At 64.4% G+C, this 14,944-nt stretch carries 15 protein-coding genes and 1 tRNA gene; 6 read left to right on the top strand and 10 right to left on the bottom strand.

Features of this window, described 5'->3' with window-relative positions; translation table 11 throughout:
• Window positions 1-27 precede the first annotated feature (27 nt).
• Complete coding sequence (locus P3T42_RS33695) at window positions 28-1,332, top strand: Nramp family divalent metal transporter (protein ID WP_074300472.1); 1,305 nt, start codon at window positions 28-30, stop codon at window positions 1,330-1,332.
• Here P3T42_RS33695 and P3T42_RS33690 read toward each other — a convergent pair.
• Genes P3T42_RS33690 through P3T42_RS33675 form a run of 4 tightly spaced genes read right to left on the bottom strand, consistent with a single transcriptional unit; the run spans window position 1,329 to window position 4,829 of the window.
• Window positions 1,329-1,460 carry a hypothetical protein gene (locus P3T42_RS33690; RefSeq protein WP_290439580.1) on the bottom strand — a complete coding sequence of 44 codons (132 nt, stop codon included), beginning with the start codon at window positions 1,458-1,460 and terminating at the stop codon, window positions 1,329-1,331. The genes P3T42_RS33695 and P3T42_RS33690 overlap by 4 nt on opposite strands.
• A gap of 5 nt (window positions 1,461-1,465) precedes the next feature.
• Window positions 1,466-2,677, bottom strand: a complete 1,212-nt coding sequence (locus tag P3T42_RS33685; RefSeq protein ID WP_074300473.1) for an SAM-dependent methyltransferase — start codon at window positions 2,675-2,677, stop codon at window positions 1,466-1,468.
• The gene (locus P3T42_RS33680) at window positions 2,674-3,534 is read right to left on the bottom strand and encodes a DUF1365 domain-containing protein (RefSeq protein WP_429308436.1); all 861 of its coding nucleotides are present in this window, start codon (window positions 3,532-3,534) and stop codon (window positions 2,674-2,676) included. The genes P3T42_RS33685 and P3T42_RS33680 overlap by 4 nt, the downstream gene beginning before the upstream one ends.
• Complete coding sequence (locus tag P3T42_RS33675; protein ID WP_429308435.1) at window positions 3,531-4,829, bottom strand: NAD(P)/FAD-dependent oxidoreductase; 1,299 nt, start codon at window positions 4,827-4,829, stop codon at window positions 3,531-3,533. Before P3T42_RS33675 ends, P3T42_RS33680 begins: the two co-directional genes overlap by 4 nt.
• A gap of 230 nt (window positions 4,830-5,059) precedes the next feature.
• Here P3T42_RS33675 and P3T42_RS33670 point away from each other — a divergent pair, with 230 nt between their 5' ends.
• A complete protein-coding gene (locus P3T42_RS33670) occupies window positions 5,060-5,989 on the top strand; it encodes an alpha/beta hydrolase (RefSeq protein ID WP_429308434.1) in 930 nt (309 codons plus the stop codon).
• Window positions 5,990-5,996: 7 nt separating this feature from the next.
• Here P3T42_RS33670 and P3T42_RS33665 read toward each other — a convergent pair whose 3' ends face one another.
• From P3T42_RS33665 to P3T42_RS33650, 4 genes are all read right to left on the bottom strand, one after another.
• Window positions 5,997-6,215, bottom strand: coding sequence for a hypothetical protein (locus tag P3T42_RS33665; protein ID WP_074300475.1), 219 nt, complete (start codon window positions 6,213-6,215; stop codon window positions 5,997-5,999).
• A 273-nt stretch (window positions 6,216-6,488) separates the two neighbouring features.
• Window positions 6,489-6,579: transfer RNA gene (locus P3T42_RS33660), tRNA-Ser, on the bottom strand.
• A gap of 150 nt (window positions 6,580-6,729) precedes the next feature.
• Complete coding sequence (gene serS / locus P3T42_RS33655) at window positions 6,730-8,022, bottom strand: serine--tRNA ligase (protein ID WP_074300476.1); 1,293 nt, start codon at window positions 8,020-8,022, stop codon at window positions 6,730-6,732.
• Between the two features lie 74 nt (window positions 8,023-8,096).
• A complete protein-coding gene (locus P3T42_RS33650; protein WP_074300477.1) occupies window positions 8,097-9,410 on the bottom strand; it encodes a replication-associated recombination protein A in 1,314 nt (437 codons plus the stop codon).
• A gap of 184 nt (window positions 9,411-9,594) precedes the next feature.
• On the opposite strand from P3T42_RS33650, the gene cytX reads away from it, so the two are divergent.
• The 3 genes from cytX (at window position 9,595) to P3T42_RS33635 (ending at window position 12,029) form a co-directional block, all read left to right on the top strand.
• Window positions 9,595-10,911, top strand: coding sequence for a putative hydroxymethylpyrimidine transporter CytX (gene cytX / locus P3T42_RS33645; protein WP_074300478.1), 1,317 nt, complete (start codon window positions 9,595-9,597; stop codon window positions 10,909-10,911).
• Window positions 10,912-11,207: 296 nt separating this feature from the next.
• Window positions 11,208-11,501, top strand: coding sequence for a hypothetical protein (locus tag P3T42_RS33640; RefSeq protein ID WP_074300479.1), 294 nt, complete (start codon window positions 11,208-11,210; stop codon window positions 11,499-11,501).
• Window positions 11,502-11,504: 3 nt separating this feature from the next.
• Window positions 11,505-12,029 carry a helix-turn-helix transcriptional regulator gene (locus P3T42_RS33635; protein ID WP_074300480.1) on the top strand — a complete coding sequence of 175 codons (525 nt, stop codon included), beginning with the start codon at window positions 11,505-11,507 and terminating at the stop codon, window positions 12,027-12,029.
• 37 nt (window positions 12,030-12,066) lie between these two features.
• Here P3T42_RS33635 and speB read toward each other — a convergent pair whose 3' ends face one another.
• Window positions 12,067-13,056 (bottom strand): agmatinase, encoded by a 990-nt coding sequence (gene speB / locus P3T42_RS33630; RefSeq protein ID WP_429308433.1) that lies wholly within the window; start codon window positions 13,054-13,056, stop codon window positions 12,067-12,069.
• Between the two features lie 149 nt (window positions 13,057-13,205).
• Between speB and P3T42_RS33625 the strand changes: the two genes are divergently transcribed.
• Window positions 13,206-14,129 carry a LysR family transcriptional regulator gene (locus P3T42_RS33625; RefSeq protein WP_429308432.1) on the top strand — a complete coding sequence of 308 codons (924 nt, stop codon included), beginning with the start codon at window positions 13,206-13,208 and terminating at the stop codon, window positions 14,127-14,129.
• An 81-nt stretch (window positions 14,130-14,210) separates the two neighbouring features.
• Here the strand turns inward: P3T42_RS33625 and lolA are convergent, their stop codons facing one another.
• Window positions 14,211-14,927 carry an outer membrane lipoprotein chaperone LolA gene (gene lolA, locus P3T42_RS33620; protein ID WP_074300483.1) on the bottom strand — a complete coding sequence of 239 codons (717 nt, stop codon included), beginning with the start codon at window positions 14,925-14,927 and terminating at the stop codon, window positions 14,211-14,213.
• Window positions 14,928-14,944: the final 17 nt, after the last annotated feature.

Raw genomic sequence — 14,944 nt, 5'->3', positions numbered from 1 at the left:
CTCGGTTGACGACACGCCGGAGATGCCATGAACGAAGCCCTGAGTCAGGCGGTCACGCCGCTGACATTGACCGAGCAGACCTGTTTCCATGCGCGCGAAGCGCTCGCCGGCCGCCGCAGCGGACCGCGTGTGATGCTGTCGTTTGCCGGGCCGGCGGTGGTCGCTTCGATCGCTTATATGGACCCCGGCAACTTCGCGACCAACATCCAGGCAGGCGCTGGTTACGGCTATACATTGCTGTGGGTGGTGGCGGTCGCGAATCTCGTCGCCATGCTGTTCCAGTCGTTGTCGGCGAAGCTCGGATTGGTCACCGGGCGCAATCTCGCCGAACTGTGCCGCGAATCGCTGCCGCACCGCTACGTGTACGCCATGTGTGGCATGAGCGAGATCGCTGCGATGGCGACGGATCTGGCCGAATTCGTCGGCGGGGCGATCGGCGTCTCGTTGCTGCTGCATCTGCCCATGATGGCGAGCATGCTGGTCACCGGCGCCGTCACCTACGGGCTGCTGCAGTTCGAGAGAAAGGGCTTCCGTCCGCTCGAACTGGTGATCGCCGCGCTCGTGGGCGTGATCGGCCTGTCGTATCTCGCGGAGTTGCTGATCGCACCGGTACACTGGCCTGCGGTGTTTCTGCATACCGTCAAGCCGAGCATTCCCGACAGCAATGCGCTGACCATTTCCGTGGGCATCATCGGTGCAACCGTGATGCCGCATGTGCTGTTCTTGCACTCGGGCCTGACGCAAAATCGTGTCACGCCGCGCAACGAACGCGAACGCACCAAGCTGCTGAAGTTTTCCAACATTGAGGTTGTCGTGGCGCTCGGTGTCGCCGGCCTGATCAACATGGCAATGGTGATCATGGCGTCCAGCGCGTTTCATCACGGCCACGCGGATATCGCCAGCATCGAGACCGCGTGGCATACCCTCACGCCCCTGCTCGGCAGCGCCGCGGCGTGTCTGTTTCTGGCTGCGCTGATTGCTTCCGGCATCTCGAGCTCGGTGGTGGGCACCATGGCCGGCCAGATGATCATGCAGGGCTTCGTCGGCTTTCGCATTCCGGTCGGCGTGCGCCGCCTCGTCACCATGGCGCCGGCCTTCGCGGTAGTGGCCTGGGGCGTCGATGCAACCCGGGCGCTGGTGTTAAGCCAGGTCGTGCTGAGCATCGCCTTGCCGGTGCCGATGATCGCGCTGGTATGGTTCACCTCGCGCCGCGATCTGATGGGGACGTACAGGAACCGCCGCCTGACGAACGCCGGCGCGGTGGCCGGCACCTTTGCCGTGCTGGCGTTGAATGTCGTGCTGTTGCTGCAGACCGCCGGGCTTTCCTTCTAACCCCGCGCCGGATCGTCGAACTCGCCGGTCTCACGCTCGCCCGAATAAAAACGCACACCCTTGCCCGGCAGAAACACCGCGCTCAGTTGATCGCTGCGCTCGACGTCGCCAAAGGCGCGCATCGTCATCGCACTCAGTCAGCCCGCGCGAGGACGAACTGCATCACGTCGGTACGGCCTTCGTCGAAGCCCGCCTCGCAATACGCGAGGTACAGACGCCAGGTGCGCACGAAGGTTTCGTCGAAGCCCTGTGCGCGGATCGCTTCGAGCTGCGTCTCGAAGGCATGGCGCCAGCGGCGCAGCGTCTCCGCATAGTCGCGGCCGAACGCCAGCGTCACCTCGCCCGCGAGTTTCGCGCGCTTCGCTACCGCGATGAAGCGTTCCGGACTCGGCAGCATGCCACCCGGGAAAATATATTCGCGGATGAAGTCGCTGGTGGCGCGATAGGCGGCGAAGTGCGAATCGTCGATCGTGATGGTCTGCACCAGCGCCCGCGCGCCGGGCGCGAGCCGCTCGCGCAGGATGCGAAAGTACGTCGGCCAGAAACGCTCGCCGACAGCTTCGAACATCTCGATCGAGACGATGCCGTCATACTGGCCGGTCAGCGTGCGGTAGTCGCGCAGTTCGAGCTTGATGCGATCGCCGAGGCGTTGCTCCTGCACGCGCTGCTGGGCGAATTCGAGCTGCGACAGCGAAATGGTCACGCCATGCACGTGAATGCCCTGACGCGCCGCATGCAGCGCGAAGCCGCCCCAACCGCAGCCGATCTCGAGGATGCGCATGCCGGCGCGCAGGCCGAGCGTATCGATGATGCGCTGGTATTTCGCGTGCTGCGCCTCTTCGAGTGAGGCCTCAAAGCGCCCATCGAACACGGCGCTCGAGTAGGTGAAACCTGGGTCCAGCCAGCGCGCGTAGAACGCGTTGCCGATGTCGTAGTGCGCGTGGATGTTGCGACGGCTGCCGGAGCGCGTATTGCGGCGCAGGCGGTGACGCAAGCCGTACCAGACTTGCGCGAGCCAGCCGCCATAGACGGTGCGTTGCAGGGCGCGTTCGTTGCGGATCGCCACGCGCAGGAGCGCGGCGAGATCCGGCGTGTCGACCCAGAAGGCGCGCCAGGCGTCGGCAAAACCGATATCGCCCTTACGCAGGATCGCACCGCACGCGCGCCAGTCGTGCAACTCCAGCCGCGCGCCCGGCGACGCGTGCGGATCGCCGAACACGCGTGGCTGGCCATCGGGCGTGATGAGTACCAGGTGCCCGACGCGAATCCGCTCGAGCAACGACAAAAACAACCGGCCCGACGCAGGGGCGGATCGAGGTCCGCTCAGGGTCCTGGAAAGCGTCATGGCTGAATCTCCTCAGTCGGCGAAGGATGACGTGTGGAACCAGGCGGACAACCCGCTCCACGATGACGGATGAGGGCCTCGGCAAGGCGGCCCGGCGCAGGATGTTTGCCGTAGAAAGGGACTTTCTTCAGGAACAGCCGCAGCGCTTGCCAGTGAATGCGGACGACCACGCCGAGCGTCAGCAACGGTTGGCGCGCCAACGCACCGAGCGCCGCCGCGCGCGTCAACGGACGCAAGCGGCCGCCGAGCACAGTGCGGATCAGCAGACCGTCGGCATCGTGATAGTCAATCGCCACGGATGACATGCTGTGCGTCTCGCGCACGCGGAAGCGATAGCCGCCTTCGACCTGGCAGAACGGCGACACCTGCAGTACCTTGCGGCAGGTCAGTTCGGTAGACGCGTCGATCGGCGCGCCGTTGGGAGCGCTCAACAGATAGCTGTGGCGTGCGCCGAACGTGTTGCGCACCTCGGCCAGCAGCGCGCGCAACGCGCCGTCGCGATCGTGGCAAAACCAGAAGCTGGCCGGATTGAAGGCGTAGCCGAACACACGAGGAAAGGCCTGCAACCAGATCTCGCCGTCAGCGGGCAAACCTGCCGCGGTTAGTTGCGTGCGCATCCATGTGTCGAGATCGCTGCCGTCGCATGGACCGTGGTCGCGCGCGAACAGACTGAGCGGTCTCCAGCGATTGATGCCGAACCATCCGCTATCGAGCGTAGCAAGGCGCGCGAGATTGCAGCGCACGTAGAACACCGGATAGGCGAAGCGGTGATGCCGTGGCCGCAGCCGCTCGTGCATCACCTGGCCGATCATCAGCCATGCGGCGCTATCGCGCGGCTCCGTCGGCGCGCGGTTCATAGCCTGGCCCACGCCGGCAGCGCGTCGAAATCGGCGGCGACGCGCAGCGCCGATTTCAGGCCGTCCTCATGGAAACCGTAGCCGGTCCAGGCCCCCGCAAACCACGTATGACGGCGCCCCTGCAGCGGCGGCAGGCGGCGCTGGGCATCGATGGCGGCCAGATCGAACAGCGGATGGTCGTAGACGAAGCGGCGCAACTCGGTGCCCGGCGACGGCTCGGCAACCGGATTCAGCGTGACGACCACCGGCGTGTCGAACGGCAGCGGCTGCAACTGGTTGACCAGATAGCTGACGCAGACCGGGCGCGCGCCGTCGCGATGACGGCCACCCAGGTAATTCCAGGCCGACCAGACCCGGCGGCGGCGCGGCAACAGAGTCGTGTCCGTATGCAGCACCGCGACGTTCGGCTGGTAGCGCACGGCGCGCAGCACGCTGCGCTCGGCATCGTCCGCGTCGTCGAGCAGAGCCAGCGTGTCGGGCGCGTGGGTGGCCAGCACCAGCGCGTCGAAGCGCTGCGGACCGCGATCGGTCAAGACGTCGACGCCATCCGCGTCGCGCCGCACGCCGCGTACCGGCGTCTCGATGCGCACGTCGTCGAGCTTGCGAACGATCTGCCGCACGTACTCGCGCCCGCCCCCCACCACCGTCTTCCATTGCGGACGGCGATTGACCTGCAGCAGCGCGTGGTTCTGGCAGAAGCGCAGAAACGTGGTGGCGGGAAAGCTCAGAACGTCGGCGGTGGCGCTCGACCAGATCGCGGCGGCCATCGGCAGCAGGTAGTGCTGCTGGAACGCGCCGCCGTAGCCGCCTGCCGTCAGCAGCTCGCCCATCGACGCGCCGCTTTGCACCGCCGCGTCCAGATTGCGCTCGGCGCTGCCGTTAAAACGCAGGATGTCGCGCAGCATGCCAATGAAGCTCGGCGAGAACATGTTGCTGCGTTGGGCGAAGACCGTGTTGAGATTCGTGCCCGCCCATTCGAGGCGGCCTTCGTCGAGCGAGACTGAGAACGTCATCTCGCTCGGGTGAGATTGCACGCCCAGTTCGGCGAACAGCGCGATCAGGTTCGGATAGGTGCGATCGTTGAAGACGAGGAAGCCGGTATCGACCGGATGCGTGTGACCTTCGAGCGTCACGTCGACCGTGTTGGTGTGGCCGCCTGGGTAAGAACCGGCCTCGAAGAGCGTCACCTGATTGTGCTTCGACAGCAGGTAGGCGCTCGCCAGTCCCGAGATGCCGGCGCCGACGACAGCGATCCGTTGACCGCGTGGCTGGGAGTTCGAAGCGGACTGACTCATGGCTAGGTCTCCGGCATGAAACGGGCGCTTATGGGAGTAGGAAACGACTGGGTGTGTGCGCCCATGATCGAAATACGCAGCAGGTGCGGGATCGGATGCAGGCGGTGTGACGATTGAGGTGGGATGGTGGCCAGGCTGGCGCCGGGGCGACACGAAGTCTGGAAGATGCAAGCAGGCCAGGCGGCTGGGCATAATTGCCCGCTGGGAGACGAAACAACGAGGCGGAGAACGTGCGCAAGCTGTGTGAAAGGAAGCAGTCCCGATGGGTAGCAGCGGGCGGGTGGACGGCGCTCAGGTTGCTGGCTGCCGCGGTGCTTGTCGTAAGTGGGGTTGGACACGCGTTCGCCGCGCCGATCGCCCCCGGCGATGCGCAACAGATAGCCTCCGTGGACGGAGTCGAGTTGCCGGTGTTTACCTACCGGCCGAGCGGCTGCGAGCCGCGGCTGTTGCTACTGGTGTTTCATGGCGTCGGACGCGACGGCGGCCCCTACCGCGATCACGCCCGGCCGCTCGCCGACCGCGTCTGCGCGATCGTGGTGGCGCCGCAGTTCGATCGCAAACGGTTTCCGCGCGACGAGTATCAGTACGGTGGCGTCACGTCTGCGGCGTCGGCTGCGGGTTCTTCGCTGGCGCGACGGACTGTGGATCTGATACCGGCGCTGGTGAGCTGGGCGCAGGATGCCGCAGGGCAAGCCGGCATGCCGTACGTCCTGCTCGGACATTCGGCCGGCGCGCAGTTTGTGGACCGCGTGGCGGCGTATGCGCCTGTGCCCGCTGTGCGTGTCGTGATTGCTAACCCGTCCACATGGGTGTTACCCGATACGGCGACGGCGGTACCGTTCGGATTCGGCGGACCTGGAACCGATGAGGTCGAACAGAAAGCGCTACGCGCTTATCTGGCGGAGCCGCTGACCGTGCTGCTCGGACAGGAGGACACCCGCAAGCGCTGGCTCGCGCAAGGACCGCAGGCGGAGGCTCAAGGGGATAACCGCTATGTCCGTGGGACAAGAGCGTTTCACGCGGCCGAGGAGCTCGCGAAACGCAACGGTTGGGTGTTCGGATGGAAGCTGATCGAGGTGCCCGGGGTTGGGCACGACGCCGCGGCGATGTTCGGGTCGCCGCAGGCGGTGGAGGCGTTGGGTCTGGGCGGTGGGCGCTAACTGGGCGCTAGTCCCACATGTTCCGGAATGCGACGGCCACGATCACCGGCACGCACAGGACCAGCGGAATGGCGAAATACGGCACTTCGAGATCGACGTAGTAGCTGTAGACCAGCCAGCCGACGCCCGCGCCAAGCGTTGCGATAGCGACCAGCCACGTCAGGATGGTCAGCGTGCGCTTTGACGGTTGCTTGCGCGGCCGCTGATCTGTAGGAGGGGTTTTCATCGCAGCACCAGAGTTTTTTGTGGTGGGTTACTGAAGCCCTAATTTTACTCCGGTGGTGGAGCGATGAGCAGATAGCGGCCGAGGGGGACGAAAAGGTGCCTGATGCGCGAATTTGACGACGTAATTAGTCATGCTTAGGGAAACTTCGGAAGTTAGGCCCGGGCAAATTCGAATTTTGTCGCCGCGGCCCGAACGCTCCCTTTTGATAGCCGGATCCTCAGTCGAAAAACAAAAAACCCCGCAGAACTTCTTCTGCGGGGTTTTTCAGAATCTTGGCGGAGAGGGTGGGATTCGAACCCACGGTACGGGGAAACCGTACGCCTGATTTCGAGTCAGGTACATTCGACCACTCTGCCACCTCTCCGGGATACTGCCTTGTCACTGCCTCTCCGGCATTGGTCGGCTACCGGAGAAGCGAAGATTATAGAACGTTTTTTGAATTTTACAAGCCCTCGTTCGAACAAATTTCGAGGCCCGGAAAACTCGCATGCCCTGGACCGGGGCGAGGCGCCGTTCAGGACGCCGCTTCGAGGCGAGCCACGCCACCCATGTAGGGACGCAGCGCTTCGGGCACCGTCACCGAGCCATCCGCATTCTGGAAATTCTCCAGCACGGCGACGAGCGTACGGCCCACGGCCAGCCCCGAACCATTCAGCGTATGCACGAGTTCAGGCTTGCCCTGCGCATTGCGATAACGGGCCTGCATCCGGCGCGCCTGGAACGTCTCGGTATTCGAGCAGCTCGAGATTTCGCGATAGGTGTTCTGCGCGGGCAACCAGACCTCGAGGTCGTACGTCTTCGTCGCGGAAAAGCCCATGTCGCCGGTGCACAGCGTGATCACGCGATACGGCAACCCGAGCTTCTGCAGAATCGCCTCGGCATGGCCGACCATCTGCTCGAGCACGTCATACGACGTTTCCGGCGCGACGATCTGCACCATCTCGACCTTGTCGAACTGATGCTGGCGAATCATCCCGCGCGTGTCGCGTCCATACGAACCCGCTTCCGAACGGAAGCACGGCGAGTGAGCGGTCAGCTTGATCGGCAGCGCGTCCCCTTCGACGATGCTCTCGCGCACCGTGTTGGTCAGCGAAATTTCCGACGTGGAGATCAGATACTGCGTCACCGTGTTCTCAGCGCCGCCCTTCTCCACGCGGAACATGTCGTCGGCGAACTTCGGCAACTGGCTCGTGCCGTACAGAATCTCCGGATTGACGATGTAGGGCGTATAGATTTCCGTGTAGCCGTGCTGCTGCGTATGCGTGTCGATCATGAACTGCGCCAGCGCGCGATGCAGCCGCGCAATCTGTCCGCGCAGCATCGTGAAGCGCGCGCCGGAGAGCTTCGCGCCGGTCTCGAAATCGAGGCCGAGCGGCGTGCCGACATCCACGTGATCCTTCACTTCGAAGTCGAACTGGCGCGGCGTGCCCCAGCGGCGCACTTCGACGTTATCTGCTTCGCTCTTGCCGGCCGGCACGCTTTCGTGCGGCAGGTTGGGCATGCCGAGCATCAGGTCGGACACACGGTTCTGGATATCTTCGAACTGCACCGCCGAGGCCTTCATCTCGTCGCCCAGACCGCCCACCTCGGCCATCACCGCCGAGGTATCTTCGCCACGCCCCTTCATTGCGCCGATCTGCTTCGACAGGCTGTTGCGGCGGGCCTGCAGCTCTTCGGTGCGGGTTTGAACGGCGCGGCGTTCCGCTTCGAGGGCGGTGAAAGCCGCCACGTCGAGGGTATAGCCGCGGTCGGCGAGGCGTTTCGCGACGCCGTCGAGGTCTTTGCGCAGCAACTGGATGTCGAGCATGGGATGGGGCGGGTATTCGTTGTATGAAGCTGGGATTTTAGCGCACCGGCGCGGGCCGCCGGTGCATCGGGGGCTTAGTTCTTTTTCGGCTTGTTCTCGCTGCGCCATTGCGCATCGAGTTCGGACAGACGCGCCAGCTTCTCGCCGATCTTGCCTTCAAGGCCGCGCGGCGTCGGTTCGTACCAGTGCGGCTCGCGCATGCCGTCGGGCAAATAGGTCTCGCCGGCCGCGTACGCGTCCGGTTCATCGTGCGCGTAGCGATACTCGTGGCCGTAGCCGAGCTCCTTCATCAGTTTGGTCGGCGCATTGCGCAGATGCACCGGCACCCCGCGCGACTGATCCTTGCTGACGAAGCGCCGCGCCTCGTTGTACGCCATGTAGCCGGCGTTCGATTTCGGTGCGACGGCCAGATAAATGATCGCCTGAGCCAGCGCGAGCTCGCCTTCGGGTGTGCCGAGCCGTTCGTAGGTTTCGGCTGCGTCGAGGGCAATGCGGGCGGCGCGCGGATCGGCGAGGCCAATGTCCTCCCACGCCATGCGCACGATGCGGCGCGCGAGATAGCGCGCGTCGGCGCCGCCGTCGAGCATCCGGCAGAACCAGTACAGGGCGCCGTCCGGATTGCTGCCGCGCACGGACTTGTGCAGCGCGCTGATCTGGTCGTAGAACGCGTCGCCGCCCTTGTCGAAGCGGCGCAGGTTTTCGGCGAGCGCACTGCCCAGCAGCGCGCCGTCGATCTCCGTGGTCTTCTGCTGCGCCGCGGCCCGCGCAACGATTTCGAGGTTATTGAGCAGCTTGCGGCCGTCGCCGTCGGCGGAGCCGATCAGCGCGTCGCGGGCTTCGTCGGTGAAAGTGAGGCCGCCGAGTTCCTGCTGCGCGCGTTCGAGCAATTCGCGCTGTTCGTCGTCGTCGAGACTCTTCAGCACGTACACCGCGGCTCGCGAGAGCAACGCGCTGTTCACCTCGAACGATGGATTCTCCGTCGTCGCACCCACAAACACGAACAGGCCCGACTCGACGTGAGGAAGGAACGCGTCCTGCTGGCTCTTGTTGAAGCGATGCACTTCGTCGACAAACACCAGCGTCTGATGGCCATGCGCGCGATGCACTTGCGCGGTCTCGACGGCTTCGCGGATATCCTTCACGCCCGAGAGCACCGCCGACAGCGCAATGAATTCGGCGTGGAAGGCGTCCGCCATCAGCCGCGCGAGCGTCGTCTTGCCGACGCCGGGCGGGCCCCAGAGGATCATCGAATGGGCCTCGCCCGATTCGAAAGCGACCCGCAACGGCTTGTTCGGACCCAGCAGATGCTTCTGGCCGATCACTTCGTCGATATTGCGGGGGCGCAGTCGCTCAGCGAGCGGGACATTGGCACGGGTTTCTTCAAACATGGTGTTTTGTGGATAATCTCGGCTTTCCGGGCATGGCTCGGCAACATGACGCGAACCGGCACGATGCGCGCCCGGCCAGCGAAAGAGCCGGCGCGCAGTCTGCGGCCCGGTCCTGCATTATGACAGTGAGCGCGCCGGGACGAGCCGGGCGCGTGTGCGGACGACAAAACAGGGACAACACCAGATGGCACAAGATCCACTCGCCGGCGACGCCGGTTCCACCTACGCGCCGCTCACGCCGGTGCCCGACGCGCGCCGCGCGTTTCGCACCGGCGACGCCTTCGCGCTGTGGTTCTCGCTCGGCATCGGCCTGCTGGTCGCCCAGGCGGGCGCGCTGCTGGTGCCGGGCCTGTCGCTGCCGCATGCGCTGGCGGCCATCGGCATCGGCAGCGTGATCGGCGTCGTGCTGCTCGCGCTGGCCGGCGTGATCGGCACGGATACGGGGCTCGCGGCCATGTCGTCGTTGCGCCCCACGCTCGGTGTACGCGGCGCCTCCGTGCCGGCGGTGCTCAATGCCGTGCAACTGGTCGGCTGGGGCTCGTTCGAAGTGATCGTGATGCGCGATTCCGCCGACGCGCTCGCCAAGCAGGCGTTCGGCCTGTCGATTCCGCTCGTCTGGACGATCGTCTTCGGCCTGCTGGCGACGCTGCTCGCGATCAGCGGCCCGCTGTCGTTCGTGCGCCGCTTCCTGCGGAGCTGGGGCATCTGGCTGCTGCTGGCAGGCGCAGCGTGGCTGTCGTGGAACCTGCTGGCGCGGCACGATCTGGCCGCGTTGATGCGCAAACCCGGCACCGGCGACATGTCGTTCGGCGGCGCGATCGATCTGGTGGTCGCGATGCCGTTGTCGTGGCTGCCGCTGATTGCCGACTACACGCGCTTCGGCCGCCGCGCCGGCGAGTCGTTCCGCGGCACGCTGCTCGGCTATGGCATCGCCAATATCTGGTTCTACGCGCTCGGCGCGATCTACGGGCTCGCCGCCGGCGGTGGCGATGCGCTCCTGACCGGCGCGCTTGCGCAAGCGGGCGGCGGCTTCGCGCTGCTGCTGATCCTGATCGACGAGGTCGACAACGCCTTCGCCGATATCCATTCCGCAGCGGTCTCGACCGGCACGTTCTGGACGCGGGCAACGGTGCCGATGCTGTCGGCGGCATTCGGTGCGCTGTGCACGGCGATCGCCCTGCTCGTGCCGATGGCGAAGTATCAAAACTTCCTGCTCCTGATCGGCTCCGTGTTCGCACCGCTGTTCGGCGTCGTGCTGGTGGATCACTTCATCCTGCGCAAGCGCCGCATCGAAGCGGCCGCGCTCGCCGACCTGCAAGGCCGTTATGGCTTTTCGGGCGGCTGGCATCTGAGCGCCTTCGTCTCATGGGCAATCGGGATCGTCGCCTATCAGGCCATCAATCAATGGCTGCCGAACCTCGGCGCGACGCTTCCCGCGCTGGCAATCGGCGCCCTCTGCTATTTCGTCATGGTGTCGGCGCGCAAGACCGCCTACGCCTGAACAAACACGCCCGGGCGGCCCGTGCAACGCGGGCCGTTTGGCCGATTCTTCCGCGCCGTATTCGCCTCATCGCGCGCCTGCATCCCTGATATTCCATTCGTCCTATGACTTCCGGTGAGGGTGCGCAACGGCTCCCAGCGTGATGTAGTTGCTATCTGGCACGCCCGTTTGCGAGATAGATTCCCTCCCATTCTCCGACTTCCAAAACCGAATCTCTGACGCATTTCGAGCGTGCCTCCATCGCATCAGGTTGTCACTTGACAACCACGATTCACCCACTTAAGATGAGGCTATTGATGACTCGAGGGACGCACTCAAAGAAGGAAGTAGAAAACGCACTGGCCTACGCCGAAGCACTCGGCTGGCGCGTCAAGAGCGGCGGCAAAGGGCACGCCTGGGGAAAAATGTACTGTCCGTACAACGACTCGGAATGCCGGTGCGGAGAGTTCTGCATCACTAGTGTCTGGAGCACGCCCAGGAATCCAGGAAATCACGCTCGGCTGCTCAGAAGGGTGGTCGACAATTGCACGACACATCGGCAAAAGCGCGCGCCTCAAGGCGCAAGCCAACATGTCGAAACGCAGGAGTAACACATGGAATACGACTTCACGCTGAAATACCAGCTTGCAGCAGAAGACTGCGACCACGACGCGATCGTGGAACGCCTGGCTGAAGCAGGATGCGACGACGCCACCATCGGCATCGGGCAACCGGGGCGCATCGCGCTCGTCTTCACCCGCGAGGGCGCCACGGCGCTTGCGGCCCTGATGAGCGCCCTCGCGGACGTGAAACGCGCCATGCCGTCAGCACGCCTCGTCGAAGCCGCGCCGGACTTCGTCGGCCTCACGGACGTGGCCGACGTCGCGGGAGTGTCGCGCCAGAACATGCGCAAGCTCATGCTCAGCCATGCTGCCGATTTCCCGATTCCGGTCCATGAGGGCAACCCATCGGTCTGGCATCTGTGGGATGTCCTTGCATGGTTGAAGACGCGCGGCGGCTATGACATCAAGCCCGACGTCCTCGATGTGGCGAAATCGGCCAAGCAGGTCAACCAGGCGAAAGAAGCGCGTGAGCTCGAACCGCAGGTCAATCGCCAGCTCGAAGACCTCATTGCATAAACCTTTGGCGCGTCTCAGGACTTCTCCTGAGCACGTCTCACCCCCTGGCAGGCCGATATTCCACGCCCGGCAGAACACACAGCAGTTCGAACGCCAGGTTCGCGCCCAGCAGAGCAGTCGTACCGAAGGGATCGTAGGGTGGTGCAACCTCCACCAGATCGCAGCCAACGATATTCAGTCCGCGTGAGCCGCGAATAATCTCCAGCGCTTGCGGCACCGTCAGCCCGGCAATCTCGGGTGTGCCGGTGCCGGGCGCAAAGGCCGGATCGATGCCGTCGATATCGAACGTGATGTACACCGGGCCATCGCCCATCCGTTCGCGCACGCGTTGCATCAGTGGCGCAAGCGACTGGTTCCAGCACGCCTCGGCCTGCACCACATCGAAGCCCTGGTCACGGCACCAGTCGAAGTCTTCGGCCTCGTAGCCCGTGCCGCGCAAACCGATCTGCACCACGCGCTCGCAATCCAGCAAGCCCTCATCCACCGCGCGGCGGAACGGCGTGCCGTGGGCGATCTTCTCGCCCATCATGGTGTCGTTGACGTCCGCGTGCGCATCGACGTGGATGAGGCCAACCTTGCCGTACTTGCGGTGAATCGCACGCAGAATCGGCAAGGCAATGGTGTGATCGCCGCCGAGCGTAATCGGCTTGGCGCCGTGCTGCAGGATCTCGTCGTAAGCGGTTTCAATGCGCGCGATCGAATCGAGCAGGTTGTACGGATTGATCGCCACATCGCCGATATCCGCCACACGCAGCGAGTCGAACGGCGCAGCACGCGTGGCCATGTTGTAGGGGCGCAGCAGCACCGATTCGCTGCGAATTTGCCGCGGCCCGAAGCGCGCGCCGGTTCGGTTCGACGTGCCGAGATCGAACGGCACACCCACGAAACAGGCGTCGAGCCCTTCGGCCGAGCCGGCATTGGGCAACCGCATCATGGTCGCAATGCCGCCGCAGCGTGGCATCACATTGCCTGATAGAGGCTGGGGACGGTCGGTGAGGTCGGGAGAAATGAAGGAGGAGGAATTCATCGTGGCTCAGCAATGAAATGGAAAGGCGGGAAAACCGGGCAGCAACTCGCCGGCTCGCAGGATTTATCCTCATTTTTGAGCACTTCGTATCAATATAAAATGCCGGCAGAATAAACTTCACATCGACTCCAAGCGATGTATCTACCGTCATGTTCTCGCAACTCACCGATCTCGACCTGCGCCTGATCCGCGTTTTCCTCGCGATCGTCGACGCCGGTGGCGTCTCACCCGCTCAGGCGACGCTGAATGTCGGGCAGTCCACCATCAGCACGCAGCTCGCCACGCTGGAGACGCGACTCGGCTACCGGCTGTGCGAACGCGGCCGCAGCGGCTTTAGCCTGACGGCACGCGGCGAGCAGTTCATCGAAGCGGCCCGCGCGCTGCTGGCTGCTGTGGATACCTTCGGCATGCAGGCGCGCAACGTCGGCCGCAAGCTGGTCGGCACGCTCGATATCGGCATGATCGGCCACACGCCGGTGTCGGCGAGCGCGCGTATCAGCAGCGCGATCGGGCGCTTTCGCACGCGCGACCAGTCGGTGCGCTTTTCGATCCTCGTGCGCTCGCCGGGCGAGCTGGAGGAGTTGCTGCTGAACGGGCGCATTCAGGTCGGCATTGGCTACTTCTGGCACCGGGTGCCGTCGCTGGAATACACGGAGGTGTTCGCGGAGGAGCAGTTCGCGTACTGCGCGAAGGGCCACCCCTTGTTCGAGCAGGCCGGCGAGGTCGCCCCTGCCGAGGCCGCGCAACACGAATGGGCGTGGCGCAGCTATCCGCTCCCCGAAGCCGAGAGCTCGACCACGCCGCAGAACGTCACCGCGGTGGCCGACAACATGGAAGCCGTCGCGATGCTGGTTTTGTCGGGCCATCATCTTGGCTACCTGCCCGGGCACTTCGCCGCGCCGTACGTCAAGGACGGTTTGCTGGCGGCGCTGAATCCCGCGCAGATGAAGTACCGCGTGGCGTTCCATATGGTCACGCGAGGGCGGCAGCATCGCAGCGATATCGTCGAAGCGTTTATCGACGACATGAAGGCAGCACATCCTCCGCCTGGCGCCGACGAAGCGGACGAATAGCGCGCAACACGGCGAAGCGGCAATAAAAAAGCCACGCAGAACCTGCGTGGCTTTTCGCACCAACCGCCGCGCGGTACGCGCTTAGCCGTTGATCACATCCGCGCCCTTCGGCACGGTGAACTTGAACGCATCCGCCGGCAGCGGCGGATTCTTCTGGATGTTCGAGAACGTCAGCAAGGTCACATTGCCGAACACGTCGTGCAATTCCATGGCCTGCAGATTGCCGTCCTTGAAGCCAATGCCCACGCTCTGGAACTGCGTGTCTTTCGCTTTCGGGATCAGTTCGAGCCAGTCGATACCGCCTTTCACACCCGCATCGTGCAGCGTGAAGTTCTTGTCCAGATCGTTGCTGCCGAACAGGATCGCCGCGGGGCTTGCGCCTAGTGCGCCGCCGAGCGCCCGCACGGTCACCTGGTTCAGGTCTTTGTCGAACACGTAGAGCTTGTCGCCGTCCGCTTGCAGGATCTGTTCATACGGCTTCTCGTACGACCAGATGAACTTGCCCGGACGTGCGAACACAAACGTACCGCTCGAGGTAGTGTTTTTCGGCATGACCTGCGCGGCGTCGCTTGCGGCTTGTGCCTTGCTGGGCGCCCGCACTTCCTGCTGCACGAAATCGCCACGCGCCGAGTGCACCTGTGCGACAAACGCCTTGAGTTGCTCGGTGCCGCTCGCAAACGCCTGTTGCGCGACCAGCAACGACGCACCGATCGCGACGCTGCCGATTCCGCGCGCCAGCGTTCGAACCAGATGACCGAGGCGGCCAGGATGGGCACTGTGCCCGGCGTATTGCTGCATATCATTCTCCGTGGATT

Source organism: Paraburkholderia sp. GAS38 (genome assembly GCF_050434965.1).
In the GTDB taxonomy this organism is placed as follows: domain Bacteria; phylum Pseudomonadota; class Gammaproteobacteria; order Burkholderiales; family Burkholderiaceae; genus Paraburkholderia; species Paraburkholderia phenazinium_A.
The sequence above is the reverse complement of the archived record's forward strand: the minus strand, read 5'-3'. Positions and strand labels throughout refer to the sequence as shown.

Excerpts from the sequence above, each read along its gene's own strand:
- P3T42_RS33695 (WP_074300472.1), top strand. The coding sequence starts at position 28 with ATGAACGAAGCCCTGAGTCAGGCGGTCACGCCGCTGACATTGACCGAG.
- P3T42_RS33690 (WP_290439580.1), bottom strand. The coding sequence starts at position 1,460 with ATGACGATGCGCGCCTTTGGCGACGTCGAGCGCAGCGATCAACTGAGC.
- P3T42_RS33685 (WP_074300473.1), bottom strand. The coding sequence starts at position 2,677 with ATGACGCTTTCCAGGACCCTGAGCGGACCTCGATCCGCCCCTGCGTCG.
- P3T42_RS33680 (WP_429308436.1), bottom strand. The coding sequence starts at position 3,534 with ATGAACCGCGCGCCGACGGAGCCGCGCGATAGCGCCGCATGGCTGATG.
- P3T42_RS33675 (WP_429308435.1), bottom strand. The coding sequence starts at position 4,829 with ATGAGTCAGTCCGCTTCGAACTCCCAGCCACGCGGTCAACGGATCGCT.
- P3T42_RS33665 (WP_074300475.1), bottom strand. The coding sequence starts at position 6,215 with ATGAAAACCCCTCCTACAGATCAGCGGCCGCGCAAGCAACCGTCAAAG.
- serS (WP_074300476.1), bottom strand. The coding sequence starts at position 8,022 with ATGCTCGACATCCAGTTGCTGCGCAAAGACCTCGACGGCGTCGCGAAA.
- P3T42_RS33650 (WP_074300477.1), bottom strand. The coding sequence starts at position 9,410 with ATGTTTGAAGAAACCCGTGCCAATGTCCCGCTCGCTGAGCGACTGCGC.
- cytX (WP_074300478.1), top strand. The coding sequence starts at position 9,595 with ATGGCACAAGATCCACTCGCCGGCGACGCCGGTTCCACCTACGCGCCG.
- P3T42_RS33640 (WP_074300479.1), top strand. The coding sequence starts at position 11,208 with ATGACTCGAGGGACGCACTCAAAGAAGGAAGTAGAAAACGCACTGGCC.
- P3T42_RS33635 (WP_074300480.1), top strand. The coding sequence starts at position 11,505 with ATGGAATACGACTTCACGCTGAAATACCAGCTTGCAGCAGAAGACTGC.
- speB (WP_429308433.1), bottom strand. The coding sequence starts at position 13,056 with ATGAATTCCTCCTCCTTCATTTCTCCCGACCTCACCGACCGTCCCCAG.
- P3T42_RS33625 (WP_429308432.1), top strand. The coding sequence starts at position 13,206 with ATGTTCTCGCAACTCACCGATCTCGACCTGCGCCTGATCCGCGTTTTC.
- lolA (WP_074300483.1), bottom strand. The coding sequence starts at position 14,927 with ATGCAGCAATACGCCGGGCACAGTGCCCATCCTGGCCGCCTCGGTCAT.